The sequence below is a fragment of the Litoreibacter sp. genome, from assembly GCF_039974535.1.
Lineage (GTDB): Bacteria > Pseudomonadota > Alphaproteobacteria > Rhodobacterales > Rhodobacteraceae > Litoreibacter.
Map to the genome: position 1 here is coordinate 211837 of NZ_JBDWIU010000010.1, position 17868 is coordinate 229704.

General features: G+C 48.0%; 24 protein-coding genes. 14 read left to right on the top strand and 10 right to left on the bottom strand.

The window, feature by feature from the left end; translation table 11 throughout:
- Positions 1-74 precede the first annotated feature (74 nt).
- From ABJN86_RS08585 to ABJN86_RS08625, 9 genes are read left to right on the top strand one after another with little or no spacing between them, the layout of a single operon-like run.
- On the top strand, positions 75-458 hold the full coding sequence (locus ABJN86_RS08585) for a hypothetical protein (protein ID WP_348366329.1): 384 nt from the start codon (positions 75-77) through the stop codon (positions 456-458).
- Positions 459-463: 5 nt separating this feature from the next.
- Positions 464-856 (top strand): flagellar basal body rod protein FlgC, encoded by a 393-nt coding sequence (gene flgC / locus ABJN86_RS08590; RefSeq protein WP_348366330.1) that lies wholly within the window; start codon positions 464-466, stop codon positions 854-856.
- Positions 857-881: 25 nt separating this feature from the next.
- Positions 882-1157, top strand: coding sequence for a flagellar hook-basal body complex protein FliE (gene fliE / locus ABJN86_RS08595; protein ID WP_348366332.1), 276 nt, complete (start codon positions 882-884; stop codon positions 1155-1157).
- Entirely contained in the window at positions 1157-1426 is a 270-nt protein-coding gene (locus ABJN86_RS08600) for a flagellar biosynthetic protein FliQ (protein ID WP_348366334.1), read from the top strand. Before fliE ends, ABJN86_RS08600 begins: the two co-directional genes overlap by 1 nt.
- A gap of 2 nt (positions 1427-1428) precedes the next feature.
- On the top strand, positions 1429-2148 hold the full coding sequence (locus ABJN86_RS08605) for a flagellar hook-basal body complex protein (RefSeq protein ID WP_348366921.1): 720 nt from the start codon (positions 1429-1431) through the stop codon (positions 2146-2148).
- Positions 2149-2162: 14 nt separating this feature from the next.
- Positions 2163-2948, top strand: a complete 786-nt coding sequence (gene flgG, locus ABJN86_RS08610) for a flagellar basal-body rod protein FlgG (protein ID WP_348366336.1) — start codon at positions 2163-2165, stop codon at positions 2946-2948.
- A gap of 5 nt (positions 2949-2953) precedes the next feature.
- Positions 2954-3388 carry a flagellar basal body P-ring formation chaperone FlgA gene (gene flgA, locus ABJN86_RS08615; protein WP_348366338.1) on the top strand — a complete coding sequence of 145 codons (435 nt, stop codon included), beginning with the start codon at positions 2954-2956 and terminating at the stop codon, positions 3386-3388.
- A complete protein-coding gene (flgH, locus tag ABJN86_RS08620; RefSeq protein WP_348366339.1) occupies positions 3385-4125 on the top strand; it encodes a flagellar basal body L-ring protein FlgH in 741 nt (246 codons plus the stop codon). The genes flgA and flgH overlap by 4 nt, the downstream gene beginning before the upstream one ends.
- Positions 4126-4133: 8 nt before the next feature.
- Positions 4134-4601 carry a flagellar basal body-associated FliL family protein gene (locus ABJN86_RS08625; RefSeq protein WP_348366341.1) on the top strand — a complete coding sequence of 156 codons (468 nt, stop codon included), beginning with the start codon at positions 4134-4136 and terminating at the stop codon, positions 4599-4601.
- Here ABJN86_RS08625 and ABJN86_RS08630 read toward each other — a convergent pair.
- From ABJN86_RS08630 to ABJN86_RS08670, 9 genes are all read right to left on the bottom strand, one after another.
- Positions 4598-4927, bottom strand: coding sequence for a hypothetical protein (locus ABJN86_RS08630; protein WP_348366343.1), 330 nt, complete (start codon positions 4925-4927; stop codon positions 4598-4600). The two genes, ABJN86_RS08625 and ABJN86_RS08630, sit on opposite strands and share 4 nt — an antisense overlap.
- Positions 4917-6005, bottom strand: coding sequence for a flagellar type III secretion system protein FlhB (locus ABJN86_RS08635; protein WP_348366344.1), 1089 nt, complete (start codon positions 6003-6005; stop codon positions 4917-4919). Before ABJN86_RS08635 ends, ABJN86_RS08630 begins: the two co-directional genes overlap by 11 nt.
- The gene (locus ABJN86_RS08640) at positions 6005-6778 is read right to left on the bottom strand and encodes a flagellar biosynthetic protein FliR (RefSeq protein WP_348366345.1); all 774 of its coding nucleotides are present in this window, start codon (positions 6776-6778) and stop codon (positions 6005-6007) included. Before ABJN86_RS08640 ends, ABJN86_RS08635 begins: the two co-directional genes overlap by 1 nt.
- Complete coding sequence (flhA, locus tag ABJN86_RS08645) at positions 6778-8841, bottom strand: flagellar biosynthesis protein FlhA (RefSeq protein ID WP_348366347.1); 2064 nt, start codon at positions 8839-8841, stop codon at positions 6778-6780. Before flhA ends, ABJN86_RS08640 begins: the two co-directional genes overlap by 1 nt.
- Positions 8842-8929: 88 nt before the next feature.
- A complete protein-coding gene (locus ABJN86_RS08650; protein ID WP_348366349.1) occupies positions 8930-10786 on the bottom strand; it encodes a hypothetical protein in 1857 nt (618 codons plus the stop codon).
- On the bottom strand, positions 10783-11652 hold the full coding sequence (gene motA / locus ABJN86_RS08655; RefSeq protein ID WP_348366350.1) for a flagellar motor stator protein MotA: 870 nt from the start codon (positions 11650-11652) through the stop codon (positions 10783-10785). Before motA ends, ABJN86_RS08650 begins: the two co-directional genes overlap by 4 nt.
- 34 nt (positions 11653-11686) lie before the next feature.
- Positions 11687-12271, bottom strand: coding sequence for a hypothetical protein (locus tag ABJN86_RS08660; protein WP_348366351.1), 585 nt, complete (start codon positions 12269-12271; stop codon positions 11687-11689).
- Positions 12268-12651 carry a hypothetical protein gene (locus ABJN86_RS08665; protein WP_348366353.1) on the bottom strand — a complete coding sequence of 128 codons (384 nt, stop codon included), beginning with the start codon at positions 12649-12651 and terminating at the stop codon, positions 12268-12270. Before ABJN86_RS08665 ends, ABJN86_RS08660 begins: the two co-directional genes overlap by 4 nt.
- Before the next feature lie 9 nt (positions 12652-12660).
- Positions 12661-13149: a flagellar basal body-associated FliL family protein gene (locus ABJN86_RS08670; protein ID WP_348366354.1), complete on the bottom strand. Its 489-nt coding sequence runs from the start codon at positions 13147-13149 to the stop codon at positions 12661-12663.
- A gap of 102 nt (positions 13150-13251) precedes the next feature.
- Here ABJN86_RS08670 and fliF point away from each other — a divergent pair, with 102 nt between their 5' ends.
- The 5 genes from fliF to ABJN86_RS08695 are packed head-to-tail and all read left to right on the top strand — an operon-like array spanning position 13252 to position 16939.
- Positions 13252-14868 carry a flagellar basal-body MS-ring/collar protein FliF gene (fliF, locus tag ABJN86_RS08675; RefSeq protein ID WP_348377699.1) on the top strand — a complete coding sequence of 539 codons (1617 nt, stop codon included), beginning with the start codon at positions 13252-13254 and terminating at the stop codon, positions 14866-14868.
- Complete coding sequence (locus tag ABJN86_RS08680) at positions 14865-15461, top strand: hypothetical protein (RefSeq protein WP_348366358.1); 597 nt, start codon at positions 14865-14867, stop codon at positions 15459-15461. Before fliF ends, ABJN86_RS08680 begins: the two co-directional genes overlap by 4 nt.
- The gene (locus ABJN86_RS08685) at positions 15454-15726 is read left to right on the top strand and encodes a FliM/FliN family flagellar motor C-terminal domain-containing protein (RefSeq protein WP_348366360.1); all 273 of its coding nucleotides are present in this window, start codon (positions 15454-15456) and stop codon (positions 15724-15726) included. Before ABJN86_RS08680 ends, ABJN86_RS08685 begins: the two co-directional genes overlap by 8 nt.
- A 26-nt stretch (positions 15727-15752) precedes the next feature.
- Complete coding sequence (gene fliP, locus ABJN86_RS08690) at positions 15753-16469, top strand: flagellar type III secretion system pore protein FliP (RefSeq protein WP_348366922.1); 717 nt, start codon at positions 15753-15755, stop codon at positions 16467-16469.
- Positions 16469-16939 (top strand): hypothetical protein, encoded by a 471-nt coding sequence (locus tag ABJN86_RS08695; RefSeq protein WP_348366361.1) that lies wholly within the window; start codon positions 16469-16471, stop codon positions 16937-16939. The genes fliP and ABJN86_RS08695 overlap by 1 nt, the downstream gene beginning before the upstream one ends.
- Before the next feature lie 27 nt (positions 16940-16966).
- Here ABJN86_RS08695 and ABJN86_RS08700 read toward each other — a convergent pair whose 3' ends face one another.
- Entirely contained in the window at positions 16967-17866 is a 900-nt protein-coding gene (locus ABJN86_RS08700) for a rhodanese-related sulfurtransferase (protein WP_348366363.1), read from the bottom strand.
- Between the last annotated feature and the right edge of the window lie 2 nt (positions 17867-17868).

A 17868-nucleotide genomic window follows, 5' to 3' on the forward strand; every position in this document is an offset into this window, starting at 1 on the left:
TTCTCCGTGCTGCTTACTCTTTTTAAAGGAATCACTCTTAAAACAATGTGTATGTAATGGAGGGAGAAGCCCCGTTGTTCGCTGATATTAAAATTTTAGAAAATTCGAGTATGATGGCGCAGCACGCGTCAGCGCGGCAAAAATTGGTTTCCACAAATTTGGCCAATGTAGATACTCCAAATTATGTACCAAGAGATATCGCCCCATTTTCCGACTTTATTGGAATGGGAGTCGATCTGAAAATTCAACCCGAAAATTCTAGGATATTTGATGAGACCTCCAGCGAGAGTTGGAGCCCTAAGCCGGGCCTTCTCGAAGGTAAGCCTAGCGGGAACTCTGTATCTGTCGAAGAGGAAATACTGAAATCTGTTGAAATAGAACGGCAACATTCTAAGGCGTTGGCCATTTACCAACATGCAATGGACGTGTTGAAAATTTCTATTGGTAGAGGGAGGTAAAATTCATGGAGGGCTTTTCGGGTAGCTTGGCGATTTCGGCAAGTGGTATGCGAGCTCATTCCTCTCGCCTTAGATTGACCGCAGAAAATTTGGCAAATGTGGACACACCTGGGTATCGCCGAAAAATGGCGTCCTTTGAAAGTGAGACCAAATTTGGAGAGTCGACTGGATTAGTTCGGAGTGGTGAAACCAGATTGGATCAGACTGAACTACCAATGAAGTTTGATCCATCTCATCCCATGTCAGACGATGGTGGGTATGTTCAGGGGTCAAATGTAAACCTAATGATCGAAATAGCCGACGCGCGAGAGGCGCAACGAAGTTATGAAGTCAACCTGAAGATGTTCGAGCAAACTCGAAAAATGTCTTCTGAACTTCTTGATTTATTGAAACGATAATTGCTCAAATATAAGGAAATCCAGAATGGATATCTCTACTTCGATTGCCCACGAGGCATATAAGATATCGAAACCAGCGACTATGCCATCCTCAGATGCGAGTTTGGGGCGGCTTTCTCAGCAGTTCGCTGATGTGGTGGCAATGGGTGAGAATACCGCGATGGATGCAATGGCTGGCAACGCAGATCCGCACCAATTGGTTGAGGCGCTCACTCAATCTGAGTTAGCGATACAAACCGCCGTTAGTGTGCGGGACAAAGTGGTAGAGGCCTATCAGGAAATACTGAGAATGCCGGTCTAATGCTCGGCGAGGCTGAGCTTTATGATATTCTTCGACAAGGCCTTTGGGTTTCAATCGTCATTTCGGGCCCGATATTGGCAGTGGCGCTTGGTGTTGGTTTACTTATCGGGTTGTTCCAGGCTCTCACCTCAATTCAAGAAATGACCCTGACCTTCGTTCCTAAAGTCGGTGCGATTTTAGCAACCTTTTGGGTCACGATGGGATTTATGACGAAGAGCCTAACGTCTTTTTGGGCGGACACAATTATTCCCAATGTTGTAGGAGGTTGATCATGGGAAATACAGTTTACGCAACCTTGACGCGTCAGTCCGGGTTGATGAAAGAGATGAATGTCGTTGCAAATAACATTGCCAATCTTGCGACAACTGGATTCAGATCGGAAGAAACGATTTTTACCGAATTTGTAGTCCCCATGGGACGAGACAACGGAAGTATGTCGATGGCGCGGGCGAGTGCGCATTCGACGAACTTTCTTCAGGGTTCCCTTACGCAAACGGGAGGCGTTTTTGACTTGGGTATCAATGGAGACGGATTCTTTCAGATCGAAACACCTGCTGGTGTGAGGTTGACGAGGGCAGGATCTTTTAGCCCGAACGCGGCAGGGGAACTGGTGACAACCGAAGGATACAATCTGTTGGACTTCGGCGGAGCACCAATCGTTGCACCATTGGGGGCAAGCAAGATTGATATTGCATCTGACGGTACCTTGTCAGCAGATGGGAACCCAATTGCACAGGTTGGCTTGGTCATCCCTGAAGATCTCACAGACATGGTCCGAGAGGATGGCGTTAAATTCAGTACGCAATCGGCATTGATCCCCGCTGAAGATGCGAGCGTAAGTCAAGGGTTCTTGGAGGCCTCCAACGTTGAACCTGTGCAGCAAATTGCACGCATGATCGAGGTGCAGCGCTCTTATGAAATGGGACAATCATTTCTTGAAAAAGAAGATGAGCGACTTCGCTCCATTATGACGCTGGTTGGCGGCCGATAGAAAAGGAATGTGAAATGAATGCACTCAAAATTGCCGCGACTGGGATGGCCGCACAGCAGGCCCGTGTGGACGTTATTTCGAACAATCTCGCGAACATGTCGACGACAGGCTACAACGCTCGCCGAGCGGAGTTTTCGGATCTTCATTATCAACAATTAACACGTGCGGGTAGCATCAGTGCTGCGGATGGTACGTTGATCCCAGCAGGGGTGCAGATGGGGTTGGGCGTGCGCCCGACGGCGGTTTCTGTGAACGTTGCCCAAGGCGCATTGTCGCAAACGGGTGGCGATCTAGATTTGGCTATTGAAGGTCGAGGATTTTTAGAGGTTACCCTTCCGGCCGGCAATTCAGGGTATACTCGTGACGGCGGTCTGAAACGTACCGGGGATGGGTTACTCGTGACGTCAGATGGATTCCCAATCGTACCTAACATCACGATTCCCGAGGATGTAAGTTCGATTTCGATCAACCCTGACGGAGAGGTCTACGCGTATTTTGCGGATAGAGTGGAGCCAGAGCAATTAGGTCAAATTACACTTGCAGGTTTTGCGAATGAAAAGGGCTTGGAAGCAATCGGAAGCAACTTGTTTGTTGAAACTGGCGCTTCTGGCAATGCTGTTGTTGATACCGCGGGTGAGAATGGATTGGGTAGCTTCCGGCATGGATATCTTGAAGACTCGTCTGTTGATGCAGTTCGGCAGGTTACCGAGCTGATTGAAGCGCAAAGAGGATATGAGTTAAACGCCAAAGTTATTACCGCCGCAGACCAAATGCTCAGCGCGACTACGCAAATCCGATGAGATTGATGTGGAGTCTAACCAACTTGATCGTGGTCTTCTCGAGTACGATCACCTTTGCGCAGTCGGTAGTTCCGACTCAAACTTTGAAACCTGGTCAGCTCGTAACCGCAAGGGATGTGCGCGTGGTTGAGGATGTGCAGACGGGGGCTTTTACCGATGTATCGAAGGTCATCGGTTTGGAGGTGCAGCGGGTTCTATATCGGGGCCGCCCGTTCCAAGTTGGGGACATTGGCGCACCGGCCTTGGTTGAACGAAACGAAATCGTAACATTGATTTATCAAACGACGTTATTGAGCATTGCGACAGAAGGCAGAGCATTGGGGAGAGGTGCAGAAGGCGCGAAACTTAGAGTGATCAATATTGCTTCCAGGAACACTGTGGTTGGCCACGTGAACCATGCAGGTGAAGTTATTGTTAATCAAGGCCGGGGATACCGATGATTGTTAAGCTTTTGAGTTACTGTTTTCTGGGTGCATTGATGTTGCTGACCAATGCCTGCGGTCGGATAGAGGCGATTGGAAAGCCCCCCGAGATAACACCTGTGACAAGTTCCAATGAGCATTATGCAATGATGCGCGTTCCTTTGCCAAAAACTGTAGTGGAAGTTCTGCCCGCAGATAGCTCTTCATTGTGGAAATCTGGGCGTAGCTCTCTCTTGGGGAACCAACGAGCCGAACAAATAGGAGATATTGTGACAGTCGTGGTTGAGATTGATGAGCGCGCTGAAATTTCGAATAGCAGTTCGCGGGGGCGTTCGGGATCGGAGACTTTGGAGCTCCCATCGCTTTTAGGTATTCCACAAAGGATCAACGATAAACTCCCAGACGGTGCTAGCCTTGATACAGCCGTATCAACCAATTCAACAAGCTCATCTTCTGGGGACGGTTCGATTAAACGTAATGAAAAGTTCTCGGTTCGAGTGGCCGCAACTGTTGTCGATGTATTGCAAAATGGTGTGTTGAGCATCCAAGGATCGCAAGAAGTCAGGGTGAATTTTGAACTACGAGAACTGTTGGTTACTGGGTATGTAAGGCCGGCAGATATCAACCGGAAGAACGAAGTTTTGTATGATCGAATAGCAGCGGCACGAATTTCGTACGGAGGGCGTGGTCAAATTACAGATGTGCAACAGCCCCGATATGGACAACAAGTGGCTGATATTGTTCTTCCATTTTAGGAGAATACATGAGGATTTTACTCCCAATAGTGCTCGTTTTGTTAGGGCTAGGTTTAGGCGTTGGGGCAGGTATGGCTCTTCGACCTTCTGTTGAGCCCGAAGATGTCATGAAAAAAGATCAGGCAGATGGCGAAAAGGAGGTCGTTGTCGACGAAATTGGTTACGTGAAGATCAACAACCAATTCGTCGTGCCTATCATCAATGAAGACAAAGTTTCCGCACTTGTCGTGCTATCTTTGAGCCTCGAAGCGCCGGCTTCAGAGACAGCATTCATATACGAGCGTGAACCCAAACTTCGGGATGCATTCCTGCAAGTCATGTTCGATCACGCATACATTGGTGGGTTTAATGGTGTATACACAGCATCCCCTGCAATGGACGCATTGCGGAGTTCTCTGTTAGAGAGTGCTAGGTTGGTCGCGGGGGAGAGTATTTCAGATATCCTGATTACCGATATCGTGCGCCAAGATATTTAATCGTCATCGCCTTCTAAGACGTGTCTGAGAGCCTCCAGTTTGCCGAACGAACGTTTCAAGTTTTTCTTTGAGGTATCTATCCCAGATTGTAATTCGTTGATTGATCTATCTAGGTTTTCAATTTCTTGCCTTTTCCAATTTTGATATCGGCTTTCATCTACAGATTGTTCAAAACTAATCGCTTCCTCGTGAGCCAAGTTAAAAGAATTTGAGAGTTCTGTTTTGGTCAATTCGAGGTCGAGCTGACGACGTCGGAGATCTGTCAGTTTTGCCTGATCAGAATTGAATACTGCTGTTAAATGAGGTTCTATATCTTTAAGCTTCATCTGATCTCGCTACCTTGTTCATAGAGCGTGCGAACCGAATTGCAGCAGCGACCGCGCGATAATCATTGGGCTCAACCTCTTGATCAAGCTCGATTCTGGAAAATAGTGACCTTGCAGTCGGCGGATCTCTGAAAATTGGTACGTTAGCAGCAATAGCCGTTTCTCGAATTCGCGAGGCTATCTCATCCACACCTTTTGCAACGCAAATCGGTGCGGCCCTGGAATTATTGTCCCATTTGAGTGCGACTGCGTAGTGAGTCGGATTGACGATTACAACAGCGGCGTCAGGAACATTGGTTAGCATTTGATTCATGGCTATTTCAAAACCCCGCTGGCGCCGAGCTTGCTTGTTGTGGGGATCACCTTCAGACTCTTTGTTCTCATCTTCCACCTCCTTTCTTGTCATGCGGTGTTTTCTAAGATGTTCCGCCACTTGCCACAGGTAGTCTGCTCCACCAACCAACAGGTTAGATGTAAAAATCACACACAGAAATAGGACGATATTTTCACCAAGAATTGTGGGCGTAATCTGTGGCGTACTATCTATGATCAACAACATACTAGGAATGCTCGATTTAAGAAAAAAAACCATAATTACACATGCGAGAATTAGCTTGATTGTGGATTTTGAAAATTCGAATAGCCCTGCAGCTCCGAACTTATTCTTTACTGATGTGATTGGTGAAATTTTGCTGAATTTTGGGAGTACCCTTGTCGGCGCAATCGTGATTGCATTTTGCGCGATTAAACTTATTAAGACAGCAATTGCAGGAATGAAAAATAGTGGTAGCAAGGACGTTTTAAGGATTGAGATTAACAACTTAGTTAGGTTTGTTTTATCTATGCCTGACCCCGAATCTTGAAAATCTTGTGGGTTGCCAAGTAGGTGAGCCAAGCTCTCGGCACCGGTCAATATCGTCGTGGGGCCGAGTATGGTTAAGGCTAGAGCTAATCCCAGATAGGCGGCCGAGGCCGCGATATCGGTAGATTTAGGGATCTGACCTTGTCTGCGTGCATCAAGCAACTTCTTTGGGGTTGGATCGTGGGTTTTTTCACCACTACTAGACGGTTCCGACATTAAAAACCTGAGCCAAGAGGTCTGGTTGCGGAGATGAAAGCCTTTCCCCAACTTGACAGTATGATTGGACAAGTGACGAAAAGGATTAACAAACCTCCAAAGCTGATCGCAGGCGCGCCAACTAACGCGACCATAAGTTGCGGCATCGCTTTGTTGATGACACCTAAGCCTAAGTTGTAGATGAGTGATGCCAAAACAAATGGTCCTGCCAATGCGAATCCATGACCAAAGGTGAAACTAACTTTAAGTACAACCCATTCTGCGGTCGCACCGGGAGCAGGCCAGTGTCCAGGAGGGAAGCTCTCGTAAGAGTAGAGCAAGAGTTCCAAGGCCCGTACATGAAGGCCGAGCGTAACGGCTAGGCAGAGTCCTGATACCACGAATAACGTGCTAAATGCTGGTTGAGGATCCGAACCAAGTCCCCCCCCAAAAAATTGAGAAAGGGAGGTGGATTGAGCGACAATAGTTCCAGCAATCTGAAGTGCAAAAACTGTAGACCGAAAGACAAAACCTACCATTGCCCCCGCAATGACCTCAGACGCTAGCAACGTGACCCAGCCATGATTGACGACAACATCTTCGACGCTCGTCCAGATTAAAGGAATCATCACCGCGGAGAAGGCGAGGGTTGCAGAGAGTTTTAATCGCATTGGAACAACTTGTTCGCCAAATGCCGGTAAAAAGGCTATGGCAGCTCCTACTCGTATTACAATAAGAGTAACGATCCAAAGTTGATCTTCTCGAAACACCCAGGGTAATAATTCATTAAGCATTATGCAGCGATCATTCCAACGATCGTAGCTCGGCTATCTTGTGCAATTTCGTCGTATGAAAGTACTGGTACCTTGATCCCTCGACTAGTTAAGAGAAGGCGAAGAAATCGACGTCTATGTGCAGATGTGACGATCGCTGGAAACACGCCGGTATCGTTCAGGTGTGAGAGTTTTTCCGATACTCCTTCTGTCAAGCGTTTGAAGTTTTCTGGAGGCAGCGCTACCTCAGGAAAATCGGGCATGCTGTTGGAAAATTTGATGAATAAATCTTCCCAATCGGAAGCCAGTTTGATCAAAGGTAAAGAGCCGTCATCGCGTTGAAGGTCCGAAAAAATTTGAGCACCTAAACGTTTCCTCGTATGCTCGCAAATGGCATCAGCAGAGGTGTGAATTGATCGACCTTCAGCTACACTCTCAAGAATGACAGGAAGATTTCTAATCGAAACTTGTTCATCCAAGAGCAATCTGAGAACTTGTAAAAGTGTTTCTGGTGAAACCTTTTCTGGTACCAATTCCTCCAATATTTTGCGGTTGGCGTCGTTCCGTTTGGGGTCTGTCAGGTTGGTGAATTCATCTAACACCCTGCGCAAACTTTTCAGGCTCAGTAGGCGAGAGAAGTTACACTTAATCACTTCAAGAAGATGAGTTGCCAATATTTCAGGTGGTGCAACGATAGTGCAACCGGAAAATGCTGCTGTTTCTTTTTTATTTTTCGGAACCCATTTCGCCGGAGCACCATACACAGGTTCTTTCACAATGGAATCTTCTGTAAAGTTTTTTGTGTCTACTGGGAGAAGAGCAAGCATGGAATCGGGATACAGCTTATCTTCAGCTTGAATAACCCCTTGAATGCGAATTCTGTAAACACCAGAGGGCAGAGAGGCATCGTCAGTCAACCGAATTTCGGGTAAGATCAACCCAAAGTTGCTGGCAACATGATTTCGCATATTGCTAATTCGCGTTTCTAAACCGGTAGCAGGATCGAGCGCCATCATGACCAAGTCGGGGGAAAACTCGACATGAATTTCATCCAAATCCAAGATATCCCCCATGGATCTTTCTGGAATCTTCTTAACTTCTACTGGCGGTTCGATATTTAGAGACTTGACCACTTTTTTATTAAAATGATTGGCCGAAAAAAGTAACGTTATAGCGCCAAGAACAAACGGTACGAATGGCATGCCGGGGACGAGGGCGAAAAAAGCCATCAATATACCGACCGTCGCCAGAGCGGCGGGGTGCCGCCCGACTTGCTCTACAAGTGCGACATCTGTCGAGCCACTGGTTCCTCCTCGAGCCAGAAGCAGTGCGGTAGCGATCGATATTATGACCGCTGGAATTTGCGTAACCAAGCCGTCTCCGACAGTAAGGATAGCATATGTTTCAAATGCTTGAATTATTGGCATTTTGTGAGCTGAAACGCCGATGATTAAGCCCATTACGAGATTGAGTAGTGTAATTAGTAGCCCAGCAATTGCATCTCCCTTGACGAATTTTGATGCTCCGTCTAGGGAGCCGAAAAAGGTGGTTTCTGCTTGTTCACGTTCCCGCCGGGTTTTGGCCTCAACGTGGTCGATAGCACCTGCGGACATATCACTGTCGATGGCGAGTTGCTTTCCGGGCATGGCGTCTAATGCGAAACGCGCCCCGACCTCTGCCATACGAGTTGCGCCTTTGGTGATGACTATAAAATTCACGATTAACAGGACACAAAAGACAACAAGGCCTAGATAGATGCTTCCGCCCATAATAAAGCTCGCAAACCCTTCTATGACATCTCCAGCGGCGCTAGTGCCTGTATGACCTTCCCCAATAATTAATTTAGTTGATGATATGTTGAGAGAGAGGCGAAGCATCAATGAGGCCAATAAGATCGTAGGAAAAGCGGAAAAATCTAATGGTCTTTCGAGAAAAAGAGTTGTTGTGAACATTAGAATGGCTAGCCCAAATGAGGCTGCCAAACCCAAATCTAGAATCCATGCCGGCATAGGAAGCACCATCATGACGATGATCGACATCAAGGTGATCGCCAAAGCCACAGTCGGTTGAAGAAGGAGTTTCATTTAATTTACCGAATTGATATTGATGAAGATGTAATGAAAAAATTAACCGAGTCATTCGTAATATTCAGTTAAAAAGAAACTTCATTATCTAATTTTTATTTAATAGATTTAGTAATCTTTCCTTCATTAAGCGGCTTCCATTTAGAATGACAGCAGCATCTTGTAGATTATATGATTGATCTTCTTTAAGCGCGGTTTGTTCCAATTTCACAAAAGAATTCACTTTCGGTGCGATAGCTTTGGAAGGTGAAATTTCTGACGAGGAGGCTTTTTTTTGAAAAATCGAATTGATAATATTTCGCATTGCAGTGTCTTGCAGCCGACTCGTAAGGGACGCGGCGTTATTTTTGCTGAGATATGCCTGTGCCTTTTTCGAAATCAAACGTAATGCGAACTTCGCAACGTCGATGTCTCGCCCACTTCTAATTACCCGCATTGCTATATAGTTTAGTAGATCGTCACGGGTGGCTTCGACGGAAACGTCCAATGCGGAATTGAGTGCCTGAATATAACTACCTTGAATTGCCTCATTTTTGATCAACAAATACGCGATTTCGTTGGAAATGGGGTCTCCCTTTTGTTGGACAACATAGGACATGGCGACGTCGCGCATAGGGGTTAAGGTTGGATGACCTTGGTCAATGTTGGACCGAATGATTTGAGCCACAGCTTTCGCAGATAGATCGTTGTTTTGAGATACAAGTTTAATAAGCTCACCGGAGGAGCTTCGGGTCAACTCTAGCGTTTTTCTAGCGGCTTGTGCATTCTGTTCGAACTGTAAGGAAATAGAGTTTTGGATAATACTCGCAGCGATTTCATGTTTACTTTGTTGTAATCGAGCAATCAATGTTGGACCCAACATTGTTTTCAACGGATGTGGAAGCTTTCCGAATGCCTCGCTGATCATCTTTGACTGGGCTTCTGAAATTGACGAATTGTGCTTATCTAATAGTGCGAACCAGATTGCCATCGAACCGGGACATTCTTGGGGCGATATTGTGTTAAGAAATACCTCTGAACCTGACCCATCAAGAACGAGCGCCAATGACCTTAAGAAATTTGTTTTGGGAGAGCCTTTGGACAAAATATCCAGCACGGAGATTGCTTCGACACCCATAGCAAAGTAAAGGTATAATTGAGCTAGTTGTATAGCTTTCGAATGATCAATTGTATCAAACTCTCCCGTAACGGATCCACGTATCTCTCCTAATTGCGATGAGAAAGGCAATCCAGTACCCCAATTTTCAATATCGCCGAAGCTGGGATTAGGGCATCGAGTCGATTGGATTTTCTGGGAACTTAATCGTTGCGTTGCTCGTTCGGAGGCTGATGTGGTTCTTAAACGTATCTCTTCCGGAGGGTCGGCGAGGTTTTCTACAGGGAGATTGGCCTTCTTTAAATTGAATGAAGGATCTGGGATGGGCAAGAGAAGACCTTGAGTCGCAGCGTGCCCAAGTTGCCTAGTCAATTTTTGTTGGAGATCTTTGACCGAAGTAGTTTGGGCACTTTTCTTCCTTCTTTCTTCTAGTGTCAAAGAGCGTTCGGAGACTGATCGGTGTTCGGGAAAAAGAAGAGGTGACTGCCGGCTTCTTGTAGATACCTTGTTCTTAACATCGATCATGATGCCCACCTGTTTGAGCGCGCTGATATCCAATACACATTCACAACCCAAGGTTAACACCAAGCTTCTAGGTGTAGTATTTACATTGAGAACGCGGACCCGGTGCAAGGTGGTAAAAATTTCGCTGATGTCAAAGTCTTCCGTCCAGCCTTCTACTGCGACTGTCACAATATTAGACTCTTGTGCCAAAGACCAAGTTTGTGACTCGCCAGTGTAAAGAACTAGCCGAGAGAAACTGTCGTGTTCACCAGATTTAACTGTTGCAGGTTTGGCCCAGCAAGGATTGGATAAGATCATTGCAAATAGAAAGCTAACTAATTTCACGCAGCATCCTTTCGTGCGCTTTTGAGCGCTTCCTCGAGTTCGGAATAGCTGGGTCGAAGAGAACTTGGAACATTTTGCCGACCAACTTCAATGCACATGTTAACTGAATGCATGTGAAGATTTGCGATCAGAACTTCTCGAATGAGGGACTGGAAATTGCCTTCGTCCTCAATAACGGTCTTAATTTTTGCGGCAAAGGGGCCGACAAATCCATATGCAAGGAATACGCCAAGGAAAGTTCCAACCAAAGCCCCCCCGATGAGCTTTCCCAAAATCTCCGGGGGTTGATCGATGGAACCCATGGTTTTGATAACGCCGAGTACGGCCGCGACGATGCCAAGGGCAGGTAGGCCATCTGCAACAGTTTGCATTGCATGGCTTGAGTGCATCGCATGATGTGCATTTCCTTCGATCCGCTTCTCCAGCACTTCTTCTACTTGATGCGGATCGTCATAATTCATGCCAGCTGACCGCAAGGTGTCACAAATCAGGTTTACCACTTCTGCGTCCGCGAGAATGCGAGGGTGGATTTTGAACAGATCTGATTCCCAAGGTACTTCAATATGTGGTTCAAGTTCGACAGGACTGCGTCGAGCTACCCGGAGAAGTTCTGAAAGCATGCAAAGCAAGTCTTGATAATCCTGCTTGTTCCACTTTGGCCCTTTGAACACTTTGCCTACGTCTTTGATCGTATGTTTGACGCTTGGAAAATCATTGCTGATAAGGAATGCTCCAATCGCAGCACCACCGATCATGGTAAACTCGAATGGTAGAGACTTGAGGATGATTCCCATTTTTCCACCCGCAGCTAGGTAACCACCGAAAACCATTACGAAAACGACGATGACGCCTACAATTCCAACCATCGAGTTTGCCCTTTGAATACAGTACTTGAGAAAGTTATTGGGTTGGAGCGTTGGCATTCCGGCCGGCTAAAACCACGCTAACAGCATAGGCTTTTTCCGAGCTTAGCCCCGAGAGAATCCCTGCCGCGGCGGCGGGTGACATTCCGCTTAGAAAACCAGCCGCAAAATCGGGAGACATCTGCTCAAATAGTGCTGCTGCATCTTTCGGTTTCATCGATTGATAAACGGCAGTCAGTTGAGTTACGTCATTGCTAGATGCATCGCCTACCCGGGTAATCGTTTGAGATAATTGCCGTTCAGCTTCTTCTACAAGGGCAAGATTTTTTGAAATCTCAGCCCTTGCCTGATCTAAGTTAGCTTGACGCTGAACTTGTTGTTCTTCCAACTCGTCAAGTTCCTTGGAGCGCTCCTTTAATATGGCCATGAGTCTTTCTGTTTCGGCGTCTGTGGTGCAAGATGCATGTGTGCCAGTTAGGGCTACCGGATCATCTGTAGGGTTAATTGATGCGACAGCAATTCCGATAGTTCCAAGACGTATACTTCCTGAGAAAAGAAGCATTGTAATAATGAATGCGAGAATGCCGCGGATGGTTGTTTTGCTTTTTGTTATCTTCATCATGATGCCCTACGATCAGAGTTCCGTACGAATACATTGGTATCAGGAGGGATTTCGGATGCAGCTTCAATGAAGTCTGAATCTGCTTGCTGCTCAACATCTGGTAAATCCTGAAGCGCCGCGATCATTAATTCTAGACGTCCTGCAATTTCTCCGGCGGTAATTGTCTTGTCTTCTAAGATTTGAGCAGATTCTCCAGCTGTTGTTTGCGCGGAAGAGAGGGCCTTTGTCATGTCGTCGACTTGGCGAGATAGGATCGCTATTGCGGCCCCTAAATCCTGGTCCAAGCCTTTGAGCTTGGATAGCTTGCGAGACAATACAAAGCAGTAAACTGCGGCCCCTATGGCCCCGAAACCCAGAAAAATATCTGATATAAAGTCCACTTTAAATCCTTATGAGAAAACAAATTCAGTTATTAGTAGGTCACGTACATGGCCGGTACCGGTGACAATTTGGATGCGACGAAGCATATGCGCGCGTATTTTGATCAGGGATGCGGGGTTCTCTAGCTCCGACAAGTCAACCGCTCGCAGGTAGCCATTTAGAACATCTAAAATTCGTGGCATTAAATGGGCAACGTCATCGGCGCGTTCTGGTGCAACCTCAAGTTCGGCTCGGAATCTTAGTTGCTTGGATCCGGCGCGGCCGACTGTTACAATTATGGGCTCGATCGGCACAAAGCTAATGTTAGGTAGGGGGGCCGTTTTTTCATGTTCTGAGCTGGCTGCTTCATGAGCCTTTGGGGCCAAGAGCATTCCAGAATAGACGGCAAAGAAAGCACCGCCACCTGCAATGAGCGCCAGTACTACGCCTATAATAAGCCCTAGCTTCCCCTTTTTCTTGGGTGTCTCTTCCGCGGTTTCATTCGTTTCGTTGGTCATTTGATTCTCATCGGTTTTTTTTAGCTATACCGGTGAACCGACTAACCGATTGTTAAGGCTGATCACTTTATGTGGTGTCAGCGGGTCAGAACGACTCGATGTGTGAGAGGTCTATTCGTGCAGCAATTCCAAGAAGTTTGGGGTGCTTTAAGTCCCCAAAAACGTGTGATCGTTGTTGGATCAGCGATATTGGTCACCGTCGGGGTTTTGTTTCTCACCCGTATTGCAACTACCCCAAACATGGGATTGCTGTTCAGCGGGTTAGCCCCAAATGCGGCGAGTGAGATCATTGGCCAACTTGAAGCTCAAGGTGTGCGGTTCGAAGTCAGGGGAGGCGCTATTTATGTCGAGGAAGCGCGACGAGATCAATTACGTCTGACCCTCGCAGGGGAAGGTCTTCCTGCCAACGGGGGGGAGGGGTACGAGCTTTTGGACGGGTTGAGTGGGTTTGGAACAACCTCAAAAATGTTTGATGCAGCTTACCTTCGTGCAAAGGAAGGGGAGCTGGCTCGAACTATTGTAGCAAACCCCCAAATCAGTGCCGCTCGCGTTCATATTGCTCAATCTGATCAAAGCCCCTTTCGCAGAACAGTTCAGCCGACGGCCTCTGTGTCGGTGCGAAGTGACGGGAGGGCGATGCCAAATGCGACCGCAGACGCTATTCGCTTTTTGGTGGCATCTGCGGTGGCGGGTCTTCAGCCCGAAAGCGTCTCGATTATTAACGCCGATTTGGGCATCGTCATGTCACATGCCGGCGAAGAAACGCCAGTGAGAACGGCGTTGGCGCACGGTGAGAGGCTGAAGCAAAATGTGGAGCGGCTCATTTTAGCGCGAACAGGCGCAGGGGGCGCTGTCGTCGAGGTTAATGTTGACACTCTGACTGATGCGGAGACCATTGTTGAACGCAAAGTAGACCCGGAAAGCCGTGTTGCAATCAGTACCACTACGCAGGAAACAACCAGCTCCTCAACGAACCAAGGTGGGGGGGATGTAACGGTCGCTAGCAATCTTCCCGAGGGTGCCGGGCAAGGGGGCAGTGAACAATCAGGCCAAAACTCGAACACGCGTGAGACTGTGAGTTACGAAATTTCAGAGACCACTCGCGAGGTGCGACGTGTGGTCGGATCCATCAAACGGGTCACTGTGGCCGCTCTTGTCAGTGGCGTGCGGCGGGTGGATGATAACGGCACCGAAGTTTGGGAGCCGCGTAGTGATGAAGAGCTGCTCGCCCTTGAGGAACTCGTTAAGTCTGCCATCGGATTTGATGAGGCACGAGGAGATTCGGTTACCTTACGATCTATGGATCTGTCGGTAGCTTCCGTAGCCGTGGAGACGCCAGAGGATGGATGGGCTACCTCACGGCCTATGGATGTGATGGGGTTAACTCAGATTGGTGCCGCAGCTTTTGTTGTATTGGTACTAGGGTTATTCGTATTGCGCCCAATTTTAATTGCCGCAAAGAAAGCCGGCTCAACGTTAAACGAAATCCCTCAAACCGACTTGCTTGCTGCTCCAGCTTTGGCAGGCTCAATCGACGATGTTAGTGGTGTTTCACCAGCTGTTCAAAAACTCACAAAAATTGATCCAAGGACGCTGGCCTCGCCGGAGCAAAGTGATGACCCTGTCGAGAGATTGAAGAGCCTAATTGATGAACGACAAGACGAGACCGTCGAGGTGCTCAAAAGCTGGATCGAAGAACCGGAAGTGAGTGTTCAATGAATAGTATGACATTTTTAGAAGACTTTTCCGAAGCCACTCCTAACATGTCGGTTAGCAGTGTTCAGGCGGAAGAAAGCGATGAAGACCTGCGAGCCTCCTTCGATGACGGATACAAATGTGGGTGGCAAGACGGGGCGGCTGCTACGGAAAGGCAAGATCTCGAGTTGAAGGAAGCTATTTCAGTTTCATTGCAATCCTTGAATTTTACCTATTTTGAAGCGCGTGAACATGCGATGCAATCCGTCAGACCAGTGTTGCAAGCGATGGTTGATGCGGTCCTACCAGAACTGTTGTCTCAAAGCTTGGGTGGGCGTTTGGTTGAACTTCTCGGTGAGGCTGCCGACGGGGTTGAGTCATCCGTGTCGATTGCCTGTGCGCCTGAAAATGTAGACGCGCTCAAAGAACTCGTAGCGGACGTCATAAAATTCCCCATCACGATCGAGGGGGAAAGCACCTTATCCGTATCCCAAGCCATTCTGCACTTGGACGAAGGGCAAACTTTGTTGGACCTTGGTGAGACCTTGGACGCTCTTCGCAATTGCATCGATACCTTCTTTGAAACCCCAAATACCATGGAGGCGAAACATGCCTGACCCTTTGAAAGATGATGTTTTGCAAGGGGTAGCCGTCGAACTGCGCGTTTGTGTGGGGTCTGCTTCACCGACTATCAAGGAGATGATGCAGCTCGGCCCAGATGCAGTTTTGCCGTTGAGTACTAAGATTGATGATCCGGTGGAGCTATATGTAGGCGAAAAACTGGTTGCAACTGGGTTCCTTGAGACAACAGCAGATGCGGAAGATGGTGGGCTTTCGGTGCGGCTTTCAACGGTGGGTGATCCCGCCGCTGGCTTGAAATGATAGGGCTACGTTTGTCCCTTAGAACTATGTGCACAGTTGTGCTGATAGTTGCCTTATTCGCACAGCCAACTTTCGCGCAAGACGTGTCGTTTTCGCTAGGGGACGACACGTCTCTGAGCGCCCGAGCGATGCAATTGATCGCGTTAATGACCGTGTTGAGCCTCGCGCCGGGCATTGCGATTATGATTACTTGCTTTCCGTTCGTCGTGACTGTCCTGTCGATATTGCGCCAAGCTATTGGATTGCAATCCGCCCCACCAAATATGCTGATTGTAAGCCTAGCGTTGTTCCTGACTTATTTTGTTATGGATCCTGTGTTTACCAAAAGTTGGGAGGTTGGGTTAAAGCCACTAAGCGATGGTGTTTTGACCGTAGAGGAGGCGATTCCAAGGGCGCTAGAACCCTTTCGAACCTTCATGTCCGCTCGAATTGATTTAGATACGTTCAGGACCCTTGCTGATTTACGCCCAGAGCAAGCGGGACAAGGTCCGCCGAGCGAAGCCTCGCTATCGATCTTGATCCCCAGTTTCATGTTGAGCGAAATTGAACGGGCGTTTCAAATCGGGTTTTTGGTATTTCTTCCGTTTCTAATTATCGACCTTGTGGTTTCGGCGGTGCTGATGTCGATGGGGATGATGATGGTACCGCCCGCAATTGTATCCTTACCGTTCAAGTTGTCTTTCTTTGTAGTCGCGGACGGATGGAGTTTGATATCGAGCGCATTAGTAAGGAGCTACGTCTGATGCAATCTAATGCTAAGAAGGTTTCGGCCACCGACGGAGTGGCCACCAACACCCCATCCGCATCACAAGTTACGAAAGCGCGAATGCTAGTCTCATTGTTGGGGGCTGACTTCGCGAAGACGTCGACGCATCCGTTTTTCAAGGAATTGGCGCATACGGCGGTGAAGTCGGTAGATGTAGAACCTACCACTCCTGATATAAGCCAAGCGCTTGCTAAATTAGTGAGACGGTTGGCGGAAGCGAAAAAAGCAAAGCCACGCAGATCGGTGCCGGCTTCGGCGGGGGTTGAAGCTTCATCAGATGAAAGTTTGGCGCAAAGGAACAAGCCCGAGATCATGGTTCAACACCCTGCGTTGATTGCAAAACACTTGATCGCCTTACCCACTGATCAGCAACTGGAGGCTTTACGTAAATTGCGTGGGCAAACGGCACGTCAAGTCGCGACATATGTTGCCGAGTTGAAGAAGTAACCTTGCGAATTTCGGCTGCAACCGGGGCTAACCGATGTGCTTCTCGCCACGTTTGCCAGCTAATTTAATTTGCTTTTGGCGCTCGCGAAAACGCGTTTTGTCGTCTTCACTGGTCTCGTTCACACATTGGTGACAACTTACACCCAACTCATATTCATTGAGACGCAGGTCTTCAGGTTGGAGTGGACGGCGGCAAGCATAGCAGAGCTTCAAGTCGCCTTCTTTCAACCCATGACCAACAGACACACGGCCATCAAATACGAAACACTCGCCATCCCAAGTGCTTTCGGTTTCGGGCACGTCCTCAAGGTATTTCAGGATACCGCCTTGCAGGTGGTAAACGTCCTCCACACCTTGCCCGAGCAAATAGTTGGTGGATTTTTCGCAACGAATGCCGCCAGTGCAAAACATGGCTACACGCTTGTTGTGAAATCGTTCTTTGTTTGCTTCCCACCATGCGGGAAACTCACCGAAACTCTTTGTTTTAGGATCGATTGCGCCTTCAAAGGTCCCAATCGCAACTTCGTAGTCGTTTCGAGTATCAATTACTGCGACATCTTCAGATTGAATTAACTCGTTCCAGTCTTCAGGCCTTACATAGTGCCCAGTGCCAGCCAGCGGGTCGACATCGGGCTGACCCATCGTGACAATTTCTCGTTTTAGGCGGACCTTCATGCGGTTGAATGGCATCTCTGAGGCGGTGGATTCCTTATGCTCCATTTCAAGACAACCGGGAAGTGCGCGTAGGTGAGACAGCAACGCGTCGATCCCTTTGCGGCTTCCTGCCACTGTTCCGTTGATGCCTTCCTTGGCCACGAGTAAGGTGCCACGTATGCCTTCGCGACCGCAAAGCTCAACAATAGCCGGACGTAATCCGTCGGGATCGGTAAAGCGTGTGAAGTGATAGAGTGCTGCGACTGTAAACATGG

Coding starts and splice junctions, on each gene's coding strand:
- flgC (WP_348366330.1), top strand. CDS start 464: ATGGAGGGCTTTTCGGGTAGCTTGGCGATTTCGGCAAGTGGTATGCGA.
- fliE (WP_348366332.1), top strand. CDS start 882: ATGGATATCTCTACTTCGATTGCCCACGAGGCATATAAGATATCGAAA.
- ABJN86_RS08600 (WP_348366334.1), top strand. CDS start 1,157: ATGCTCGGCGAGGCTGAGCTTTATGATATTCTTCGACAAGGCCTTTGG.
- ABJN86_RS08605 (WP_348366921.1), top strand. CDS start 1,429: ATGGGAAATACAGTTTACGCAACCTTGACGCGTCAGTCCGGGTTGATG.
- flgG (WP_348366336.1), top strand. CDS start 2,163: ATGAATGCACTCAAAATTGCCGCGACTGGGATGGCCGCACAGCAGGCC.
- flgA (WP_348366338.1), top strand. CDS start 2,954: ATGTGGAGTCTAACCAACTTGATCGTGGTCTTCTCGAGTACGATCACC.
- flgH (WP_348366339.1), top strand. CDS start 3,385: ATGATTGTTAAGCTTTTGAGTTACTGTTTTCTGGGTGCATTGATGTTG.
- ABJN86_RS08625 (WP_348366341.1), top strand. CDS start 4,134: ATGAGGATTTTACTCCCAATAGTGCTCGTTTTGTTAGGGCTAGGTTTA.
- ABJN86_RS08630 (WP_348366343.1), bottom strand. CDS start 4,927: ATGAAGCTTAAAGATATAGAACCTCATTTAACAGCAGTATTCAATTCT.
- ABJN86_RS08635 (WP_348366344.1), bottom strand. CDS start 6,005: ATGTCGGAACCGTCTAGTAGTGGTGAAAAAACCCACGATCCAACCCCA.
- ABJN86_RS08640 (WP_348366345.1), bottom strand. CDS start 6,778: ATGCTTAATGAATTATTACCCTGGGTGTTTCGAGAAGATCAACTTTGG.
- flhA (WP_348366347.1), bottom strand. CDS start 8,841: ATGAAACTCCTTCTTCAACCGACTGTGGCTTTGGCGATCACCTTGATG.
- motA (WP_348366350.1), bottom strand. CDS start 11,652: ATGGTTGGAATTGTAGGCGTCATCGTCGTTTTCGTAATGGTTTTCGGT.
- ABJN86_RS08660 (WP_348366351.1), bottom strand. CDS start 12,271: ATGATGAAGATAACAAAAAGCAAAACAACCATCCGCGGCATTCTCGCA.
- ABJN86_RS08670 (WP_348366354.1), bottom strand. CDS start 13,149: ATGACCAACGAAACGAATGAAACCGCGGAAGAGACACCCAAGAAAAAG.
- ABJN86_RS08680 (WP_348366358.1), top strand. CDS start 14,865: ATGAATAGTATGACATTTTTAGAAGACTTTTCCGAAGCCACTCCTAAC.
- ABJN86_RS08685 (WP_348366360.1), top strand. CDS start 15,454: ATGCCTGACCCTTTGAAAGATGATGTTTTGCAAGGGGTAGCCGTCGAA.
- fliP (WP_348366922.1), top strand. CDS start 15,753: ATGTGCACAGTTGTGCTGATAGTTGCCTTATTCGCACAGCCAACTTTC.
- ABJN86_RS08695 (WP_348366361.1), top strand. CDS start 16,469: ATGCAATCTAATGCTAAGAAGGTTTCGGCCACCGACGGAGTGGCCACC.
- ABJN86_RS08700 (WP_348366363.1), bottom strand. CDS start 17,866: ATGTTTACAGTCGCAGCACTCTATCACTTCACACGCTTTACCGATCCC.